Source organism: Methylophaga sp. UBA2496 (assembly GCF_002341635.1).
Classification (GTDB): Bacteria; Pseudomonadota; Gammaproteobacteria; order Nitrosococcales; family Methylophagaceae; genus Methylophaga.
This window is the reverse complement of the sequence record NZ_DDOK01000004.1, coordinates 526,292-546,497: the sequence shown is the minus strand read 5'-3', so window position 1 is coordinate 546,497 and position 20,206 is coordinate 526,292. Positions and strand designations below refer to the sequence as shown.

At 45.7% G+C, this 20,206-nt stretch carries 21 protein-coding genes; 19 read left to right on the top strand and 2 right to left on the bottom strand.

Annotated elements, in window-relative coordinates; all coding sequences use genetic code 11:
- The first annotated feature begins 7 nt into the window (after positions 1–7).
- The 14 genes from fdh3B to B2W60_RS05840 all read left to right on the top strand — a co-directional run bounded on the left by fdh3B (position 8) and on the right by B2W60_RS05840 (position 15,893).
- Entirely contained in the window at positions 8–592 is a 585-nt protein-coding gene (gene fdh3B / locus B2W60_RS05905; protein WP_292362139.1) for a formate dehydrogenase FDH3 subunit beta, read from the top strand.
- Positions 593–594: 2 nt separating this feature from the next.
- Positions 595–774, top strand: coding sequence for a hypothetical protein (locus tag B2W60_RS05900; RefSeq protein WP_292362140.1), 180 nt, complete (start codon positions 595–597; stop codon positions 772–774).
- 10 nt (positions 775–784) lie between these two features.
- Entirely contained in the window at positions 785–1,792 is a 1,008-nt protein-coding gene (locus B2W60_RS05895) for a formate dehydrogenase subunit gamma (RefSeq protein WP_292362141.1), read from the top strand.
- A gap of 335 nt (positions 1,793–2,127) precedes the next feature.
- Positions 2,128–3,825 carry an NAD(P)H-dependent oxidoreductase subunit E gene (locus B2W60_RS05890; RefSeq protein ID WP_292362142.1) on the top strand — a complete coding sequence of 566 codons (1,698 nt, stop codon included), beginning with the start codon at positions 2,128–2,130 and terminating at the stop codon, positions 3,823–3,825.
- Positions 3,825–6,626 (top strand): formate dehydrogenase subunit alpha, encoded by a 2,802-nt coding sequence (gene fdhF / locus B2W60_RS05885; protein ID WP_292362143.1) that lies wholly within the window; start codon positions 3,825–3,827, stop codon positions 6,624–6,626. Before B2W60_RS05890 ends, fdhF begins: the two co-directional genes overlap by 1 nt.
- 241 nt (positions 6,627–6,867) lie before the next feature.
- Positions 6,868–7,620, top strand: a complete 753-nt coding sequence (gene surE, locus B2W60_RS05880; RefSeq protein ID WP_292362144.1) for a 5'/3'-nucleotidase SurE — start codon at positions 6,868–6,870, stop codon at positions 7,618–7,620.
- Positions 7,617–8,279 carry a protein-L-isoaspartate(D-aspartate) O-methyltransferase gene (locus B2W60_RS05875; RefSeq protein ID WP_292362145.1) on the top strand — a complete coding sequence of 221 codons (663 nt, stop codon included), beginning with the start codon at positions 7,617–7,619 and terminating at the stop codon, positions 8,277–8,279. Before surE ends, B2W60_RS05875 begins: the two co-directional genes overlap by 4 nt.
- The gene (locus B2W60_RS05870) at positions 8,276–8,851 is read left to right on the top strand and encodes a YqaA family protein (RefSeq protein WP_292362146.1); all 576 of its coding nucleotides are present in this window, start codon (positions 8,276–8,278) and stop codon (positions 8,849–8,851) included. The genes B2W60_RS05875 and B2W60_RS05870 overlap by 4 nt, the downstream gene beginning before the upstream one ends.
- Positions 8,852–8,853: 2 nt before the next feature.
- On the top strand, positions 8,854–9,684 hold the full coding sequence (locus B2W60_RS05865; RefSeq protein WP_292362147.1) for a peptidoglycan DD-metalloendopeptidase family protein: 831 nt from the start codon (positions 8,854–8,856) through the stop codon (positions 9,682–9,684).
- Between the two features lie 88 nt (positions 9,685–9,772).
- Positions 9,773–10,850, top strand: a protein-coding gene (prfB, locus tag B2W60_RS05860) for a peptide chain release factor 2 (RefSeq protein ID WP_292362148.1) whose coding sequence is annotated in 2 segments (ribosomal slippage) — positions 9,773–9,826 and positions 9,828–10,850 — 1,077 coding nt in all. Because the reading frame shifts where the segments join, the coding sequence is not laid out codon by codon here.
- Positions 10,851–10,861: 11 nt separating this feature from the next.
- Complete coding sequence (gene lysS, locus B2W60_RS05855; protein WP_292362149.1) at positions 10,862–12,355, top strand: lysine--tRNA ligase; 1,494 nt, start codon at positions 10,862–10,864, stop codon at positions 12,353–12,355.
- A 178-nt stretch (positions 12,356–12,533) separates the two neighbouring features.
- Positions 12,534–14,405 carry a hypothetical protein gene (locus B2W60_RS05850; protein WP_292362150.1) on the top strand — a complete coding sequence of 624 codons (1,872 nt, stop codon included), beginning with the start codon at positions 12,534–12,536 and terminating at the stop codon, positions 14,403–14,405.
- 2 nt (positions 14,406–14,407) lie between these two features.
- Positions 14,408–15,130, top strand: a complete 723-nt coding sequence (locus tag B2W60_RS05845) for a hypothetical protein (RefSeq protein WP_292362151.1) — start codon at positions 14,408–14,410, stop codon at positions 15,128–15,130.
- 235 nt (positions 15,131–15,365) lie between these two features.
- Positions 15,366–15,893 carry a hypothetical protein gene (locus tag B2W60_RS05840; RefSeq protein WP_292363964.1) on the top strand — a complete coding sequence of 176 codons (528 nt, stop codon included), beginning with the start codon at positions 15,366–15,368 and terminating at the stop codon, positions 15,891–15,893.
- Between the two features lie 53 nt (positions 15,894–15,946).
- Here B2W60_RS05840 and B2W60_RS05835 read toward each other — a convergent pair whose 3' ends face one another.
- Positions 15,947–16,540: an AI-2E family transporter gene (locus tag B2W60_RS05835; protein WP_292362654.1), complete on the bottom strand. Its 594-nt coding sequence runs from the start codon at positions 16,538–16,540 to the stop codon at positions 15,947–15,949.
- Positions 16,541–16,688: 148 nt separating this feature from the next.
- On the opposite strand from B2W60_RS05835, the gene B2W60_RS14335 reads away from it, so the two are divergent.
- From B2W60_RS14335 to nadS, 5 genes are all read left to right on the top strand, one after another.
- Positions 16,689–16,946, top strand: a complete 258-nt coding sequence (locus B2W60_RS14335) for a TIGR02450 family Trp-rich protein (RefSeq protein ID WP_366652766.1) — start codon at positions 16,689–16,691, stop codon at positions 16,944–16,946.
- A gap of 90 nt (positions 16,947–17,036) precedes the next feature.
- Positions 17,037–17,759, top strand: a complete 723-nt coding sequence (locus B2W60_RS05830) for a transposase (protein ID WP_292362153.1) — start codon at positions 17,037–17,039, stop codon at positions 17,757–17,759.
- 43 nt (positions 17,760–17,802) lie between these two features.
- Positions 17,803–18,141, top strand: coding sequence for a thioredoxin family protein (locus B2W60_RS05825; protein ID WP_292362154.1), 339 nt, complete (start codon positions 17,803–17,805; stop codon positions 18,139–18,141).
- Positions 18,142–18,244: 103 nt separating this feature from the next.
- Positions 18,245–18,586, top strand: a complete 342-nt coding sequence (locus B2W60_RS05820) for a type II toxin-antitoxin system RelE/ParE family toxin (RefSeq protein ID WP_292362155.1) — start codon at positions 18,245–18,247, stop codon at positions 18,584–18,586.
- A complete protein-coding gene (nadS, locus tag B2W60_RS05815; RefSeq protein ID WP_202971553.1) occupies positions 18,576–18,866 on the top strand; it encodes a NadS family protein in 291 nt (96 codons plus the stop codon). The genes B2W60_RS05820 and nadS overlap by 11 nt, the downstream gene beginning before the upstream one ends.
- 41 nt (positions 18,867–18,907) lie before the next feature.
- On the opposite strand, the gene B2W60_RS05810 is transcribed toward nadS, so the two are convergent.
- Positions 18,908–19,753: a DNA ligase gene (locus B2W60_RS05810; protein ID WP_292362156.1), complete on the bottom strand. Its 846-nt coding sequence runs from the start codon at positions 19,751–19,753 to the stop codon at positions 18,908–18,910.
- Between the last annotated feature and the right edge of the window lie 453 nt (positions 19,754–20,206).

The window sequence follows — 20,206 nt, the reverse complement described above, 5'->3', positions numbered from 1 at the left end:
TTGCTAAATGGCTCGAATGAAGTTTTTGTGTGATGCCGAGCGTTGTATTGAATGCAATGCCTGTGTCACTGCCTGTAAAAATGAACATGAAGTACCCTGGGGTATTAACCGTCGCCGCGTCGTCACTATCGATGATGGGATTCCAGGTGAAAAATCTATCTCAGTTGCCTGCATGCATTGCAGCGATGCGCCATGCCAAGCGGTATGCCCGGTAGATTGCTTCTACACCACAGATGATGGTGTGGTATTGCATGACAAAGATATTTGCATTGGTTGTGGTTATTGCTTTTATGCCTGCCCATTTGGCGCGCCGCAATATCCACAAGAAGGTGCTTTTGGTGCCCGCGGCAAAATGGACAAATGTACTTTCTGTGCGGGTGGCCCGGAAGAAGATAACTCGGCGGCTGAAGTTGAAAAATATGGTCGTAACCGTTTAGCCGAAGGTAAACTGCCATTGTGTGCTGAAATGTGTTCTACAAAAGCATTAATTGCTGGTGATGGTGATATTGTTGCTGATTTGTTCCGCAGTCGTGTGGTACGCCGCGGTGGACGTCCTGATAACTGGGGTTGGGCAACAGCCTACAAGGATTAATCATGAGATTGATTATTTTAATGCTTGGCGCCTTTCTACTTTCTGCCTGTTACGAAGACACTGATGTAACCATGCATAAAGCGGGCGTTTATAAAGGCAAGGAAGATAGTCATGCTTTATCTGCAGAAGAACGTGCTGAGGTCTTAAAGCAACGTTTCAACAGCGTACAAACGGATCGCTAACGGAGTAAGCATGTCTGCAACGGCTACTATGAATAATCGTAAAAAAACATCGCTCTGGGCAATGCTGATCATTGTGTTGGCTATTCTGGTGTTGCCGTTAACCGGATATTTATATGTACACTTCACCGGCACGGATACTGTTGCAGAAGAATCCAATCCGCGTGCTGATACCTGGCGTCAGGTTCGTGAAGGCAACAAAGGTTACAGTGCGGTTAAAGGTCAGGAAACCAATGTACTGATTGAAGGCGCTGGTCAAAACTGGCGTCAGTTGCGTAATGGTCCTATTGCAACGTACGGTGCCTGGTTACTCAGCGGCGTGTTAGTGATTCTCGCAGCATTTTATTTATGGCGGGGTGAGGTCAAACTCAATCATCCTCGAACTGGCAAGACCGTTGAGCGTTGGACATTAAATGAGCGGCGTTTGCATTGGACTACAGCAACATTGTTTATCTTGCTGGCAATCACTGGTCTGAGCTTATTGTACGGGCGTTTCGCTTTGATACCGTTGTTGGGCTATCCGGGGTTTTCTGCATACGCCACTGCCGCCAAATGGATACACAACGTACTAGGCCCTGTGTTTATGGTGGCTTTGTTTATTATCCTCATTAAATGGTTCAAAAATAATCTGTTCACCAAAGTGGATATCCAGTGGTTTAAAGACTTTGGTGGCATGATAGGTGATAAGCATCCCTCTGCTGGTAAATTTAATGGTGGGGAGAAAGTGTGGTTCTGGACTTTGGCAACGGCCGGTGTGGCATTATGCTTTTCGGGCCTGGTGCTGGATTTCCCTAACTTTGGTCAAGAGCGTTTCGTTATTATTGTCGCCCATCTGATTCATATTCTGACAGCAATGCTGTTAATGGCATTTTCACTCGGGCATATCTACATCGGTACCATCGGTACGGAAGGCGCACTTGAAGGTATGACAACCGGACACGTTGATGTTGCCTGGGCTGAACAACACCATGATTTGTGGTTAAAAGAACTGGAACAAGCACCACAAAAACCCAGACAGTAATTTGCGCAAATCAGATACCTGTTATCAGCCGGACAGTGAAAACTGTTCGGCTGTTGTTTTTTTGAGCTATCAAAACGAATTTCTCTCCTGCTCCAATTTGGATCATTTTTTTCCTTTCAACATCGCCTAAAACCAACTCAACGGTGCATTGTGCATTTATTTAGTGCATTTTTGAACTCTTGCCAAAGCGCTTAATCTTATCTTTAAACAAAAGCTTGATTTCGCTTTAATTTTCGGTCGTCATCAGGCTTCACAACAGCAGTTAGCCATGATAGTTTTGACAGGATTTTAAATTATAAAAGCCAAAGCAGGCTAAGAAGTGAGAGAGGCAGTACATGATCGAGCAACCCATCAGTGCTCAAAAAACTGGTAAAAAAACCAAGTTGGCACGCATTACCAGTAAAGGTCGGCAGATTGATCCCAAAGCGTTGGCCGAAGTCCGGCAATTGCTGGGCGATGCATCCAGACAAAAAGATCTTTTGATAGAACATCTGCATAAAATCCAGGACTTTTACAAACATATCTCGGCAGCACATTTAGTTGCGTTAGCCTATGAAATGAAATTGTCACGGGCAGAAGTCTATGAAGTAGCCACCTTCTACCATCATTTTGATGTGATTAAAGAAGGCGATACCATCCCGGCTGATTTAACCGTGCGGGTCTGTGATTCCATGAGCTGCGAAATGGCCGGTGCAGAAGGTCTTATCGATTCGCTTGAAACGGCAATGGGCCAAAAAGTACGAGTACAGCGTGTCCCTTGTATCGGACGTTGTGACAAAGCCCCGGTTGCCGTAGTGGGTATGCATCCTGTTGAGTTTGCCGATGTTCAAAAAGTCGATGAACTGGTTGAACAGAATGTCACGGAGCCTGAAACGATTGCACCGATTTTGTTTGAACAGTATGTGGAAAATGGTGGTTACTCCATTTATCAACAGTGCATGGCGGGTCAGCATAAAGTCGAGAATGTGCTCGACATGATGGATGATTCGGGATTACGCGGTCTGGGTGGGGCTGGTTTCCCGGTAGGTCGTAAATGGCGCATTGTGCGTGACCAACCTGCACCGAGATTAATGGCCGTCAATATTGATGAAGGCGAGCCGGGTACATTTAAAGATAAATATTATCTGGATCGTGATCCACACTGTTTCCTCGAAGGCATGCTGATTGCAGCCTGGGCGGTGGATATTAATGAAATCTATATTTATCTGCGTGATGAGTACGCTGCTATTCGGGTGATGCTGGAACAGGAAATTGCCAAACTACGCGCTCATCCACCGGTAACCAATTTACCAACTATCCATTTACGACGCGGGGCAGGTGCCTATATCTGTGGTGAAGAGTCTGCAATGATTGAATCCATTGAAGGCAAACGCGGCATGCCAAGGCTGCGTCCCCCATTTGTTGCCCAGGTGGGGTTATTTGGCCGGCCGACGCTGGAACACAATATGGAATCGTTGTATTGGGTTCGCGATATTCTGGAAAAAGGTCCGCAATGTTTCACTGATCATGGACGCCATGGCCGTAAAGGTCTGCGTTCGTTTTCTGTCAGTGGACGTGTCAATAAACCGGGTGTGCATCTGGCCCCTGCGGGTATCACGATGCGTGAACTGATTGATGAATATTGTGGTGGCATGCTGGAAGGCCATGAGTTTTACGGTTATTTCCCAGGAGGAGCATCAGGCGGTATTTTGCCTGCTTCGCTGGGTGATGTACCACTGGATTTCGATACCTTGCATGAATACGACTGTTTTATCGGTTCGGCAGCAGTGATTGTATTCTCTGATAAAGACCGGGCACGTGACCTGGCAGTCAATGCCATGCGTTTCTTTGAAGACGAGTCCTGCGGCCAATGTACGCCTTGTCGGGTAGGCACTGCCAAAGCGGTTACCTTAATGAAACAGGCTAAATGGGACGAACCATTGCTCGAAGAGTTGTCTCAAGTAATGGTAGATGCGTCAATTTGTGGTCTGGGGCAAGCTGCTCCCAATCCGTTGCGATGCGTCGTCAAGTATTTCCCTGAGGAGTTGAAATAATGGCCACTCAATTACAAGACAGCGTAGAAATGATCCAATTTACGCTCAACGGCCAGCAAATCAGTGCAAGAGCTGATGAAACAATATTAAAAGCTGCCGAACGTGAAGGTATCGAGATACCCCACCTGTGTTATTCAGAACGAGAAGGACAGGATGGTAACTGTCGTGCCTGCATGGTGGAAATTGAAGGCGAGCGCGTTTTAGCCCCTTCATGCTGCCGTTACCCCGGCAATGACATGAAAGTGCAGACCAACAGTGAACGGGCTTTGCATTCACAACGAATGGTGCTTGAGTTGCTCAAGTCAGACGTATCAGAAAAGCCGCATACACTGCATTCCGAACTGGATTACTGGGCCAGTAAACTGGAAGTCAGTACGCCGCGTTTTAAACCCCGCAAGCAAGCCGCTCCGGATCTGTCTCATCCAGGTATTGCCGTGAATATGGATGCCTGTATTCAGTGTACCCGTTGTGTGCGTGCCTGCCGCGATGAGCAGAATAACGACGTCATTGGTTTGGCCATGCGTGGCAGTCATACCGAAATTGTCTTTGACCTTGATGACCCGATGGGTGAAAGCACCTGTGTCGCCTGTGGCGAATGTGTACAGGCTTGCCCGACCGGTGCGTTGATGCCTGCCAATGAAGTGGCCATGGTGGAACCGGATCGCCAGGTTGAGTCCGTTTGTCCTTACTGTGGTGTGGGTTGTCAGCTGACTTACAACATCAAGGACGACAAGATTTTATATGTTGAAGGTCGTGATGGCCCTGCCAATCACGGACGCTTATGTGTCAAAGGCCGTTATGGTTTTGACTATGTACATCATCCACACCGTTTAACCAAACCACTTATCCGCCGTGAGGGTGCGCCGAAAGCCGGTGACTTTACGATGGAACCCAACGATATTGATAAAATCTTCCGTGAAGCCACCTGGGAAGAAGCGCTGGATATGGCCGCCAAAGGCTTTCTGAATATCCGCGATCAAAAAGGCCCGAATGCATTAGCCGGCTTTGGCAGTGCGAAAGGCAGTAACGAAGAAGCTTATCTGTTCCAGAAACTGATCCGTACCGGTTTCAAAACCAATAATGTCGATCACTGTACCCGTCTCTGCCATGCTTCCTCAGTGGTGGCATTGCTGGAATGTCTTGGTTCCGGCGCGGTATCCAATCCGGTCGCTGACGTAGACAAAGCCGATGTGATTGTGTTGATTGGTGCCAATCCGACCGTGAATCACCCGGTGGGTGCGACCTGGATGAAAAATGCATTGCGTGCTGGTACCAAACTGATTCTGCTGGATCCGCGTACTACCGAGTTATCGCGGATGGCGACACATCATCTGGCCTTTAAACCGGGCAGTGACGTGCCGATGCTTAATGCCATCATGCATGTCATTGTTGAAGAAAATCTGGTGGATCAACGCTTTGTAGCCGAGCGTACGCTGGGCTTTGAGGCGATGAAAAAACATCTGCAGAAGTATACGCCGGAACTGATGGAGCCGATTTGTGGCATTCCTGCACAAACATTGCGAGAAGTTGCGCGACTCTACGCCAAAGCGGATGCCGCGATGATTTTATGGGGTATGGGGGTATCGCAGCACGTTCATGGTACTGATAATGCCCGTTGCCTGATTTCACTGTCGTTAATGACCGGACAGATTGGTCGACCGGGAACCGGACTGCATCCATTACGCGGACAGAATAATGTTCAGGGTGCGTCGGATATGGGACTTATCCCGATGCGATTGCCGGACTATTACAAAGTGGAAGACGATTCCGCGCGGCATAATCTTGAACAGTTATGGGGCTCAGAAATTGATTCCAAACCGGGTCTCACGGTGGTGGAAATCATGGATGCGATTCATGCTGGCAAGTTGAATGGTCTGTATATCATGGGTGAAAACCCGGCAATGTCGGATCCCGATGCCAACCATGCAAGGCAGGCATTATCCGAGCTGGATATTCTGGTGGTGCAGGATATCTTCCTGACCGAAACCGCTTATCTGGCCGATGTAATTCTGCCAGCGTCAGGTTTCCCGGAAAAAACCGGTACATTCACTAACACTGATCGACTGGTACAGATGGGACGTACCGCCATTCCGATGCCGGGAGATGCACGTCAGGATTTATGGATCATTCAGCAGATTGCTCAGCGAATGGGGCTGGACTGGCATTATGATGGACCTAAAGAGGTCTTTGAAGAAATTCGTAAAGCCGTGCCTTCCATGGGAGGTATGACCTGGGAGCGGCTGGAACGCGAACATGGTGTCGTCTATCCATGTGAACAGGAAGGTGATCCGGGTGAGCCGATTATTTTCACTGATCGTTTCCCGACAACGGATGGACGCGGTTTGTTTGTGCCGGCAGATATTGTTGAACCGGATGAACGTCCGGACGATGAATATCCATACGTGTTGATTACCGGTCGTATGCTGGAACATTGGCATACCGGTTCAATGACTCGCCGTTCCAATGTATTGGATGCCTTGGAGCCTGAAGCCGTGGCGACTATCCATCCGCTGACCCTGGAAGAAATGAATGTCAGACCGGGTGAAATGGTGACCTTGTCGACACGTCGTGGTGAAGTTTCTGTGGTGGCGCGGGTAGATGAAGCCGTGCCGACCGGTGCGATATTTATGGCGTTCTGTTATTACGAAGCGGCAGTCAATAAATTAGCTAACGCGGCACTGGATCCGGCGGCAAAAATTCCGGAGTTCAAATATTGCGCGGTTAAAGTCACACCAGGTGGAGTTCCACTGGAATTTCATAGTTATGGTGGTGGTCAAGCCGTCAATAAACTTAGACAATGATTGAGTCCGGGCGCTGTTGTTTTTTGAGCACCTTCACTGCTTGAGGTTCATGTAATCAACAAGATGGAGATGAGGCGATGTAATTTGTTTTACATAAATTATTTCCAACCCAAGAGGGCGGAACAATAGCGCCTTGTATCACAAAAGGGCATGTTTTCATGCCCTTTTTTATGTCATAAGCGCGCATTCTTGCTAAGATAGCGGCGAATAATCTCTTGACGCAACAGGTCAAAAAAACATAATGAAAATCCTCATAAGTAACGATGACGGCTACATGGCAAAGGGTATCCGGACACTGGCGCGCTCGCTTGCCGGTCTGGGAGAAATCACCGTAGTCGCCCCTGATCGCAACCGAAGTGGCGCAAGTAACTCGCTTACCCTGGAAAATCCGTTAAGACTGGACCAAATGGAAGACGGTGTATACCGGGTCGAAGGCACGCCTACTGACTGTGTGCATTTGGCGATCACCGGTTTACTGGATGATGAGCCGGATATGGTGGTTTCAGGCATCAATGCCGGGGCTAATCTGGGCGATGATGTATTGTATTCCGGCACCGTAGCGGCCGCGATGGAAGGGCGTTTTCTCGGATTACCTGCCATTGCCATTTCTCTGGCCAGCTCTGAAGGTAAACATTACGAGACCGCTGGCTGGGTGGCGCAACAGTTGGTTGAAAGACTTAAATCTGTAGCATTACCTGCCGATACTATTCTCAATGTGAATGTGCCTGATTTGCCAATTGAAGAAATTATCGGCTTTGAAAGTACCCGTCTTGGGCATCGGCACAAAGCCGAACCGGTGATTAAAGAACTGGATCCGCGTGGCAGGCCAATGTATTGGATTGGCCCCGCGGGCGCTGAAGAAGATGCCGGTCCCGGTACCGATTTTGATGCGATTCGTCGCGGTGCTGTATCCGTCACACCTTTGCAAATCGATCTGACACGCTATGATGCGATTGATGGTGTTTCACGGTGGTTGGAAAGCACTTTGCCATGATCGCCGATCCTCGCGGAATAGGGATGACTTCGCAACGGACACGGGATCGTTTGATCCAGCGTCTGCAGGAGCGTGGTATCAAAAATCTTCAGTTACTGGCGGTGATGCGGCAGTGTCCACGGCATTTATTTGTCGATGAAGCATTAGCCAGCAGAGCCTATGAAGATACGGCGTTACCCATTGGTTTAGGCCAGACGATTTCACAACCTTATATTGTCGCCCGCATGACAGAAATTCTGTTGGAGGGTGGTCCCAGAAACAAGGTATTGGAAGTCGGCACTGGCTCTGGCTATCAGACGGCAGTGCTTTCTGCATTAGTGCCAAGAGTCTTCAGTGTTGAGCGCATTGCGCCATTACTCAAGCAGGCCAGAGAACGCTTTTATCTGTTAAAGCTTAATAACATTCGCCTCAAACACAGTGATGGCAATTGGGGGTGGCCGGAAAACGGTCCTTATGATGGCATTATCGTCACCTGTGGAGCAGAACAGATTCCCCCCACGCTGCTGGAGCAACTTGCTCCGGGTGGCCGTCTGGTGATTCCTGTCGGTGGTAGCAAAGGGCAGATATTAAAAGTGATTGATCGTATCGGTGGAAAATTTGAAGAAACAGACTGGGATGCAGTCAGTTTTGTCCCATTGTTAAGCGGACAAATTGGATGAAATTATTTTCAGGACTGTACGCCAAAGTCATGCAATGGGCCAGGCATAAATATGCCACCTATTGGCTGGCATTGGTCAGTTTTTCTGAATCGTCTTTTTTCCTGATACCGCCAGATGTGATGCTGGCGCCGATGTCATTGGCACGGCCGGACAAAGCCTGGTTTTATGCTGGCTTAACGACAATAGCTTCCGTGTTGGGCGGTTTGCTGGGATATCTGATTGGCCTGTTCGCTCTGCAAATGGTTGAACCCTGGATCATCCAGTTTGGTTACATTGAAGCCTATGAAACGGCCCAGCAATGGTTTGCCGATTACGGTTTCTGGGCCATATTTTTAGCCGGATTTACGCCAATCCCGTACAAGATCTTTACCATCGCTGCCGGTGCCGTTGGCATGTTGTTACTGCCCTTTATTCTGGGGTCTTTAATTGGGCGCGGCATGCGTTTCTTTCTGGTCGCCGGATTAATGAAATGGGGCGGCAAGCCGTTTGAAGAAAAATTACATCTGTGGGTTGACCGTCTCGGCTGGTTGACTGTTGGTCTTTTGGTTCTGGCCTATCTGATAGTTATTTGAATATGAAACTGTTGCTGATTTCGTTGCTCCTCTTATTGACTGCCTGTAGCGGTAACTATGCGTTAGCACCGATTGGCAGAGAAGATGGTCGCAACTATCAGCAGCGTCCGGCCCCGGCTCCCGCCCCAAACAGCTATACCGTTAAAAAAGGCGATACGCTGTATTCGATCAGTTTCCGTTATGGAATGGATTATCGTGATGTGGCGCGCATTAATGGTATTCGTTCACCCTATACGATTTATGTCGGTCAACAGATCAAATTCAAGGGTGCGCCAATCACGACCACAGCGACACGTCCAGCGCCTGCTAAACCGGCCCCCAGTAAGCCTTCGTCACCTTCGGTCACACGGCCTTCAACACCTTCTCAACCGTCAAGACCCACTACGGCTACACAAACGCCAAAAGCAACACCCTCAACACCTGCCCCATCATCTTCACCCGCAGTGACCTCAAGCAATGAAAGCCTTGTCTGGCGCTGGCCAACAGAAGGGCGCGTTGTGTCGACTTTTTCGGAATCTGCAGCTGGCCGTAAAGGTGTCAATATTATCGGAAAACCCGGTCAGCCTATTGTCGCGGCGGCAGATGGTAAGGTGGTATATAGTGGTAATGGTTTACCGCGTTACGGTAATCTGCTGATCATTAAACATAATGACACTTATTTAAGTGCCTATGCCCACAATGACACGTTACTGGTGAAAGAAGGGGACTCAGTGAAAAGCGGTCAACGCATCGCCACGCTTGGCCGTTCCGGTACTCAGGTCGAGCAATTACATTTTGAAATCCGCCGTAACGGCAAACCGGTCGATCCCTTACGTTTTCTGCCTAAACAATAAGCGGCATTATCCGTTACAATAACGGGTTTGCTGCGGCAACATTATCAATCAATTTCAATGAGGTACTAGCGTGGAACTCGGCGCGACGATGCAACGAATTAAAACTCTCCGCGATCGCAGTGACGATCTCAGGGGGTATCTTTGACTTCGATACCAAAGCAGAACGCTTAGTCGAAGTTACCCGTGAGCTGGAAGATCCCAATGTCTGGAATGATCCTGACAATGCCCAGAAACTGGGCCAGGAACGCTCAAGCCTCGAGCGCATTGTCAAAACCCTGTCATCGCACAGTGAAGTTTTAGACGATGCCAAAGACCTGCTCGAACTTGCTGTAGAAGAAAACGACGAAGACACCTTTAATGCGGTGAATGCGGATCTGGACGAGCTGGAAAAAGGTCTGGAAAAACTCGAATTCCAGCGCATGTTTTCCGGAAAGCTCGACGCCAACAGCGCCTATCTGGATATCCAATCCGGCTCTGGCGGTACGGAAGCACAGGACTGGGCCAATATCATTTTGCGTATGTATCTGCGTTGGGGCGAAGCCCAGGGTTACAAAGTCACGCTGATGGAAGTCTCCGAAGGTGAGGTTGCCGGTATCAAGAGCGCCACCGTGCGTTTTGAAGGCGAATATGCCTTTGGTATGTTGCGTACCGAAACCGGTGTACACCGTCTGGTGCGTAAATCACCGTTTGATTCCGGTGCCCGCCGTCATACCTCATTTGCCTCGGTGTTTGTGTATCCGGAAGTGGATGACACCATCGAAATCGATATTAATCCGTCTGATTTACGTATTGATACCTACCGCTCAAGTGGTGCGGGTGGTCAGCACGTTAACACCACCGACTCAGCGGTACGTATTACTCACGTACCGACCAACACTGTGGTGCAATGTCAGATGGAACGCTCACAGCATAAAAACCGTGACCAGGCGATGAGCCAGTTACGCGCCAAACTCTATGAGCTGGAATTACAAAAGCAAAACGAAGTCAAACAGGCCGCCGAAGAATCCAAATCGGATATCGGCTGGGGCAGTCAAATCCGCTCCTATGTACTCGATCAATCACGCATCAAAGATTTACGTACCGGTGTCGAAACCGGAAACACGCAGGCGGTTCTGGATGGCGATCTGGATCAATTCATTGAAGCCTCACTCAAATCAGGTTTATAAGCGAATCCAACATGACCCAAGAAACAGAATTTGACGAAAACCGACTGATTGCCCAACGTCGTGAAAAACTGGCGACCATTCGTGAGCAAGGCAATGCCTTCCCCAATGACTTCCGTCGCAATGTGATGAACGGCGAGTTGCAAACCGAATATGCCGAGTGGGATGGCGATCAACTCAAAGCCACACCACGCCGCGTTGCGATTGCCGGTCGAATGATGACCAAACGGGTGATGGGTAAAGCCAGCTTTGCCACCGTGCGTGATATGTCCGGTGATATCCAGCTCTATGTCGCGCGTGATGAATTACCAGAAGGCGTCTATCCACAATTCAAAACCTGGGATAACGGCGACATCATTGCTGCCGAAGGTACCTTATTCCGTACCCAAAAGGGTGAATTGTCGATACATGTCGAAACCATCAAATTACTGACCAAATCACTACGTCCATTACCGGAAAAATTCCACGGCCTGTCCGATATGGAAACCCGCTATCGCCAGCGTTACGTCGATCTGATCATGAACGAAGCCAGCCGTGAAACCTTCCGGATTCGTACCAAAGTCATTGATGGCGTGCGTCGTTACCTGATGGACAAAGACTACCTCGAAGTCGAAACGCCAATGATGCAAGCCATTCCCGGCGGTGCCACAGCCAGACCGTTCACCACCTATCACAATGCATTAGATATGGATCTGTTCCTGCGTATCGCACCGGAACTGTATCTGAAACGACTGATTGTCGGCGGCTTTGAACGGGTGTTTGAAATCAACCGTAATTTCCGTAACGAAGGTCTGTCTACTCGCCATAACCCAGAATTCACCATGGTCGAGTTTTATCAGGCCTATGCAGATTTTAATGATCTAATGGATCTCACCGAAGACATGCTGCGCACAGTGACCCAAAATGTACTCGGCAGCAGTCAGGTGCATTATCAAGGTCTGGATATTGATTTTGCCCAGCCATTTTATCGCATGACCGTTAAAGACTCGATCCTGCATTTCAACCCGGATCTGAAAGCCGAACAACTCGACAGCATCGAAGCCGCCAGAGAAGTTGCTCAAGGCTTGGGTATTCCATTAAAAGACAGCTACGGTCTTGGTAAAGTACAAATCGAAATCTTCGAGAAAACCGTTGAGCATCAACTGATGCAACCGACCTTTATTACAGCCTACCCAACCGAAGTATCACCTTTGGCAAGACGCAGTGATAACGATCCGTTTGTTACCGACCGCTTTGAATTCTTCGTCGGTGGCCGTGAAATCGCTAATGGCTTCTCAGAGTTAAACGACGCCGAAGACCAGGCCGAACGATTCAAAGCCCAGGTTGCTGAAAAAGATGCCGGTGATATCGAAGCCATGCACTACGACGCCGACTATATCCGTGCTCTGGAATACGGTATGCCACCAACAGCCGGTGAGGGGATTGGTATTGATCGTCTGGTGATGTTGTTGACTGACTCACCCTCAATTCGAGACGTATTGCTGTTTCCGCATATGCGGCCGGAATGAAAATAAGTTACATTTTAAAATGAACTGACGGGCGCGAATGCCCGTCAGGCTTGTAACTCAAGCAAAATCCGTCTATTGTCCTTCTTTATGATCTTGAGAAGCTGGTCGTTCTAAGTATCAGAATGATATTAAGTTTTTTGGGCTCTAGTGAGTTTTTACTCGTAGATAAGGAGGTCCAATGAAGCTTCAGCAAGTTCTCTCATCAATCAACCAGATTGAAAAATCCAAGTTTATTACCTGCCTAGATAAGCTCTGCACATCGGCAGAGAAATCAAATAAATCTATCTCTGAAACATTAAAGAAAGTTAATAAACATATCAAAGAAGCATCTGGTGTTGAAATAACTCATCTATTTAATGCTGTTTCACCTGACTATAAGTCTTCGATTCAATCACAGCTGGCAATGGCTGGAGCCTCAACGGGATTATTAATAAATATATTAACCAGAGATGGGAATGCTGTTGCACGGACTTCATGGATCGAACAGTTATATTCAAAAGAACAGGAACGTTTAGACAAATTATCCCAAGAATTAATAAACGAAATCGAAAAGACCGACCAAGAAAATTATGATCATGCTCATCGATTAAGTATTTTTCGAAATTGTATTGAGGTCGCATACAAAAACGATTTACAAATTAATCGACAAGCAAATATTTCAGATGATGAACGAAGTATTCTAAATACTTTGGCACATGAATTAAAAATTTCTCAGGATGAAGCTGCTGCGATAGAACATCTTTCCGATCCCATTAAAGCCGGTAAAGAGACTGTTGAAGCATGCCTTCAGACTCTTCGAGAAATGGGCATAATTTTTATTAATCGACGGACTTCAGAAGTTCTAATTCCTGATGAAATCATTCTTGTATTGAATGAAATACAGAATAAAGAATTAGCAGATAAATACTTATTACGTATTTTCCGGTGTTTATCAGATGCAGAGTTATCTAACATCTTGAAAAGTTACGACAAGCGTATTCGTGGGATAACAAGGGCAGAGAAAATCAATACGATTTTACATGCCGGAATTAATATCAGAGATATTCTCTCAGATGATTTATTCGACAAAGACGAAAATCAAAATCAGCGTAAAGAACGACTTAAAGAATTAATTAATGAGCTTGATATCCCAGCTGAAAGACTAGGGACTACACTGGATGAACGAATTAATATTATTATTGAAAGTTTAAGATCGGCTACAGAAAGAGAATTTGATGCTATCAGTGCCACGAGTTATAAAGAATTATTCGAAGCATTAGAAAGTAATTTTAATAGTTTAAATAATGAGTCTAACGAAACATTTATTGAACGCCTCAGACGAGAGTTTGAACTGGAAGACAATGAAGAGCTTGATACAGAAAGATTACGCGCTCTTTCAATTACTCCTCATGATATTCTTTACCTCCTTTCCAATGAAGAAATAAAAAACCTCAGAGACAGCATGAAGCTGTCCAAGAAAGGTAATCCACGTGTTGTTATTCTGGAAGCTTTCGCCAGTGCAAATGATAAATTAATTGAAAACTTTGGTTTGCTTTCACGCCGTGATTTAGCTGGCTTAAGAGCGGCTGGGGTTGAAATTAATGAGTCCGAACTCGGCAGCAAATTTGAGGAAACCATAAAAGCAATATTGGAAAGTCTTGAGCTTAATGTTAACGAAGAGCTAAGAAAATCTTTAAATACGGCCAAAGATAAAGCCGATATTTTGATTTCACTCAGCGAAGATGACGTAATTGTTGGTGAAGCAAAATCATTTAAAAATGGTGATTATGCAAAGTATTCCACTACTTCACGACAGGTGAAAGCTTATGCTAATCGTTGTGAGAGCCAAGGAAAACGAGTTGCACAAGTATTGATCATTGCTCCAGCTTTTTCAGCTGACTTTGTTGAGTCCGCTGCAATGGATACAGATATCAATATCTCACTATTAACAGCGGATGGTCTGAAATTAATTTACGACACCTATAAAACGAAGCGGAAACCTAATTTTTCAGCAAAGTTACTTACGAAAGGTGGTTTGTTAAAAGCAGAATTGATAGCGAAAAATTTATAAAAATGGCTCGGAGGAATAATAATCAGCAGACTACAACTACGAAAGATGCTTTAAATTATCAAGCACTTGCGTTCCGTGATTATTTAGCAGCGAGGCATCTTCTGATTGATGATTTCTTGCTACAAGGAATAGTCCTTTCCAGCATTTCAGTTGAGAAATATTTAAAGCTATTATTGGCTGCTAAAGGAGTAAGAACAGGAAAACATATAGATAGACTTAGTGTTTTTAAACGTTTATTTGAAATGCATTTGCCAACTTTTTTCGATGCTTTTGATGAAGAATATTTATGGCTTCTATCCCGTGTATATGATCTTCGTTATTATGATCATATTAGAGGTGAAAAAACTGTTGGTTTTTATAAATGGCAAGTATTATCTGAGCTTGATTATATGGTTAATTTTATCGAATCTTCCATAAATATTAAGAATGGTATCAATGAAATAAAAACTCAGTATTCTGAGTATGTCGAAAATTCAAACATAAAACTTTTTAGAGAAAATTACATATTTAATAAAATTAACAAAAAAGACTTTATGGAACGAAAAGGACTCAGTTGTACTTTATTGTTTGATGACAGGATTATAAATAAATTTGGTGCAAATGAATTAATCGTTGAAATGCAGAACACTCCCGTTAAATATGACGGGGTTATTTCTTTAATTAGAGCAAAATTTAACAAGAATCAAAAGCAAGAATTAAATGTGCCAGAAAATCAAGATGGCTGAGCCCTGGATTAAAATGGCGTTTGGGAAAGAGAATCAAAAAATTACAGATGACACTCTTTGGGCTGAAGCCTTTGGCAATGAAAAATTTCAACGTTGTGGGGCTGCAAGCAAACGGATAGGCCTGCGATATTAAAATCTCACGGAGGGGATTGGTCAGTGGCTGACCCCTTGATCTTCCTTGAATGTTGCCCCTTGTTCGTCGAGCAATAAGCAGGTTATGAGTGGAATCCTAGAATTGATTGAAACTTACCAAACATTAATTGTGGGAATCTTAGGCTTTCTGGGTGTTATTGCTACGCTCATTTTCAATTCTAAGCTCAGCCGGGATCTCAGAAAAGACGAACTGAAACACGAGCGAAATTCAATCAGGCAAGCTCTGATTACGGAGCTTGAATCATTGAAAGGCTCATTCAAGGATAAATCTGAAAGTGTTGAAACTGACCAAGATTGGTTTCTACCCAAGAACATCGAGACGGGCATCTATGACGTGTTACTTCCACAAATTTCACTACTTACTCGCGAAGAAATAAAACATGTACTCCACGCATATCTGTTGGTAAGAGAGACTCCTATACGTTTGAGCCTCTTGGCTGCGGCCACTGATTTGGATAAAACTCCAGATGAGTACTTCCATATTAAGAACAAGCACGTTGTTACAGTCAGAATTGTGCTTGCTGCATTTATACCAGACATTGATAAGGCTATAAGTTGTCTTTCTAAAGAACTCAACAAAGGTGATACAAAAGGGAACCAAACGGGTTAATGGCTGACCCCTTGATTCCCTTATAAGCAAGCACCAGATATAACGCGTCAGGCTTAGGGGGCGGAGTTTTCTCGATCAACGTTTTCACTGCCTCGTGCCGAAAGAAAAGTACCAAATGCCTGCAACTTGGGGATGTGCTCACAAAAGGTACGAACAGCGACCAATAACGGCACTGCCACCAACATGCCCACGATTGACCACATCCAGGCCCACAAGGCGACCGTGAGAAAAATCACGACGGGGTTCATTTCCAACCGCCGGCCTACGAAATATGGCGTGGCAAGCTGTCCTTCAACAATAGTTAGGATCAAGTAAGCTAGGGCCGGCAGCAGCGCGGCACCGGTATGGTCAAAGGTGAGCAAACCCACGAGGGCCGCGATCGCAACGCCGACAATAGCGCCAATATAGGGCACAAAATTAAAGACGAACGCTAACACACCGAATAAGATGGGATTTGGCATGCCCAGTAGCCACATTGCTACACCAATTGTTATTCCGAGCGCAGCGTTAATGAGGGTAATGGTAAACAAATAATTCGACAACTTGCGTTCGATATCATAGCTAATTCTGGTCGCGTTGCGCTTGTCTTTGAACGTCGGCATGATATGGACAAGCTTTTCGTAAAACATATCACCGGAGGCCAGCAGGAAGAACAGAAATCAATGGGGTCAGAGTGTTTGATTTTACTCTAAGCATATATTTATGCAGCCGATGAAAAGTCGTTATGGAGTATTTTAAGGCTACACGAAAACGCTTAGACACTATTTAGGATGAGAGTTTATTTACAATCGAGTCATGTTAATCTTAAATTGGATAATATTGTCACCAGGCATTGCTATGAATCGAATAAACCCAGCTAAGCTACATAACAGTAAGTGGACCGCGGTGAATCCGATAAAGCGAGAAAAGCATTTCTTGGTATCAGATATCGAGTTTGACGAAGATGGCTCAGTTATCTCATGCAAAGTGGAAGCGATTATTTCTAAGAAGATCTATTCAATCGACTGGACGGAATTAAAAAACCAGGAAAAATGGATTCAGGGTTGGAAATAGCTCTTGGATGGGGCGGAACCTAAAAGGTCAGAGAATTTGGTTTTGTTCAGTGAATAAATAAATTTTATCGTCATTAAGCAAGGATTGCTCATGGCCCGATTGCCAAGATTGTTTATAAAGGACTGTCCTCAACATATCATTCAACGAGGTAATAATCGCCAAGCTATCTTCTTCGCTGATGAGGATTACACGGTTTATTTAGCTAAACTCAAAGACTTGTCCGAGAAGTATCAAGTGAAAGTACATGCCTATGTACTAATGACAAATCATGTTCATTTATTACTTTCAACTGAACACGAGGGTGCTATCAGTAAAATGATGCAATCAATAGGGCGTTATTATGTTTTGTACATTAATAAAACCTATCAACGCACAGGAACTTTGTGGGAAGGACGATATAAATCAACACTTGTCGATAGCGATCATTACTTATTAACTTTAATGAGATACATTGAAATGAATCCTGTTAGAGCAGGCATGGTAGAGCATCCAGTCGAATATCCCTGGTCAAGTTATCAAGCAAATGCAGTGGGGAAGTCAATCGCGTTGTTAACGCCGCATGAGCAATACGTGAAATTAGGCGATACTCATACTGAAAGGCTTTCCAGGTATGTTGGTTTGTTTGATGAGTGTTTATCTGATAACACATTAGAATTAATAAGAGCTGCAACCAATAAAGCGTGGGTATTGGGTAGTGAGCGTTTCAAACGACAGGTTGAAACACAGATTAACCGACGTGTGGAGCCTGCTCATCGTGGTGGTGACAGGAAATCGGAGAAATTTCGCGAGCAAGCTAAAAATCAAACACTCTGACCCTTTTGATTATTCTTGTAACTTACAGTGGGGAGTAAAAAGGATGAAAACCAGTGATATTGGTTCTAACTCTGATTACGCCGAAGAAGCATTTACATTTGAACAAATTAGCGAGTTACCCGGTGAGGTTTTACTTGAGTTTGGCGCGCCCTGGTGTGGACACTGTCAGGCTGCACGTTCGGCGATAGACGAAGTCGTATCTGAACATTCAGAACTCCGACATATCAAAATCTATGATGGAAAGGGCAAACGACTGGGGCGTTTGTTCAAGGTAAAGCTCTGGCCAACTTTGATACTCCTGCACGATGGTAATGAAGTGGATCGTCTTGTTAGGCCATTACGTGCTGACGAGGTTCGAGAATTAATGTCGAAAATCAACTAAAGGCGGCTAACACGTTAAGGCATCGGACATAGCCAGTTGTGCCACTGCTTAAAACGTTAGGCCGTCTTGACAAAGGGTAATCCAATGGATTACATTTTGTTTCATGCAGACGATCGTAGAGCTACCTGAATTCCTGAAACGTGCATTGGGTCTTCTCAGCGAAGAAGAGAAGGTCAGCATTATCAATTATTTGGCTCTCCATCCTCAATCTGGCGACCTCATGCAGGGCACGGGTGGAATTAGGAAGCTACGATGGTCTGCCCAAGGAAAAGGTAAAAGTGGTGGGGTTCGCATTATTTACTACTACCACAATGGCACGATGCCGCTGTTTTTATTAACTGTATTCGGCAAAGGTGAAAAAGCGAATCTGAGCAAGTCCGAGCGAAATCAACTTGCAAAATTCACCCGTCTTTTACGTAAACACTATGGTGGCAATGATGACTAATGCATTTTCAAGTATTAAACAGGGTTTGACCGAGGCAGTAGAGTTTTCTAAAGGCAAATCCAGTAAAGCCGTGGTACACGAATTTAGCCCGCTGGATGTAAAGAAGATTCGGACTAAAGTCGGTATGTCCCAAAATGAATTTGCATCGGCATTCGGTATAAGCGTCAGTACTCTCCGCCACTGGGAGCGTGGGGATCGTACCCCGCAAGGACCCGCTCTGGTGCTTTTGAATGTCGTCGCCAAAGAGCCGGAGCTTGTGCTCCGTGCCTTGGCATCGTAGCGCTGGCAAGGCAATTCACTCCGTCCGCCCCTCAATTCTCATTACTCCCTGATTCGTAAAAAGCTGGCAAAACGGGGCACGCCATTATTTGTGAAGCCATGGTATTTATAAGTGATGATACTGCCGATAGGCGGAGGGTTCGCGCGATCCGCGTCCTTGAACCCAGTGCCAATAGAAAATTCAATGCCTTGTTGATTCTTTACTCGCAGCGCTCCAAGCATGCCCGTGTATTTGCCCTGACCGGGTAAATGCGCAATGACTTCAGCTTCGTTATCAAAGTAAGGTTTTAACTTCAATAAAGCATCACTTCTGTTGGAGCGGTGCGGCGCTGATGCTAAATGCAACATCAAACCTTCCGCACCATTTTCAACCAGCGTTTGCAGGTGTTCACTTAATGCATGGTTGGAGTCAAAACGTTGTTGTTTGACGGCCTGAATATGGTCAGCATTTATCTGTTCGACCAGGCGTGAATAGTTGTTATAACGCTGCTCAAAAGGAAGGTTCGCGTCGGGCATATCAAAAACCATATATCTGACTTCACGCCAAAGTTCATCATCTGGCGTTTGGGTTCGTACAATACCGCTTAAAGCGTCGAAATCCTGCCGTCGTGTCCATAGCTCACCATCAAGCCAAACCCCAGGAAGGGGAGCAGTAAACCATTCAGGAGCTGATATTGCATTGCCTTGCCTGGTAAGCAGTTCTTCGCCTGTCCATATGGCACGCACACCATCGTATTTTTCACTGACCAAGTAGTTGCTGATGTCACTGACATTATCCTGGTCATAAACGTTTGCCAGTTGGACCTGTGGTGGTGTCTCTGCTCCAACGGCGAAAACTTGAACGGTGAAATAGAAAACCGCTAAAAATAAAAGAATAGGTTTTGACATAAATGCATCCTTGCTTGTCAGGGGGGGTGGGTATCACGGGTAGAAAGATAATCGGTCGGGAGGGCTTATTGCTCCTGCATAATGTTGGTCAATAACATTTATATAGATTGGTGTTGCCTGCACCGCCAAATATAGCCTGATCACTGGGCTCAATTCCGCAAATCATGTCGCATACTTTGTTCTTTTATCGTTGATAAAGAGGTCTTACTTTGAATTACCTAATGAACCAATGATAGTGTTATCAGGCATAGTGACAAATAGCTGATGAATATGTGTGCGGGCGTACTATGCAAAGGTCAGGGCTGATCATAAAAAGCCAGGTATCCAAATTGAAGCGCCGCGAGATTGCGAAGATTTTGGTTTCAAATCTGATTGAAGACTACTGCTTTGACAAGGCAATCATCCTTGATCTGCTCGAACGCTGTATTTCATAACACTTCTTTAAAAAGAGCG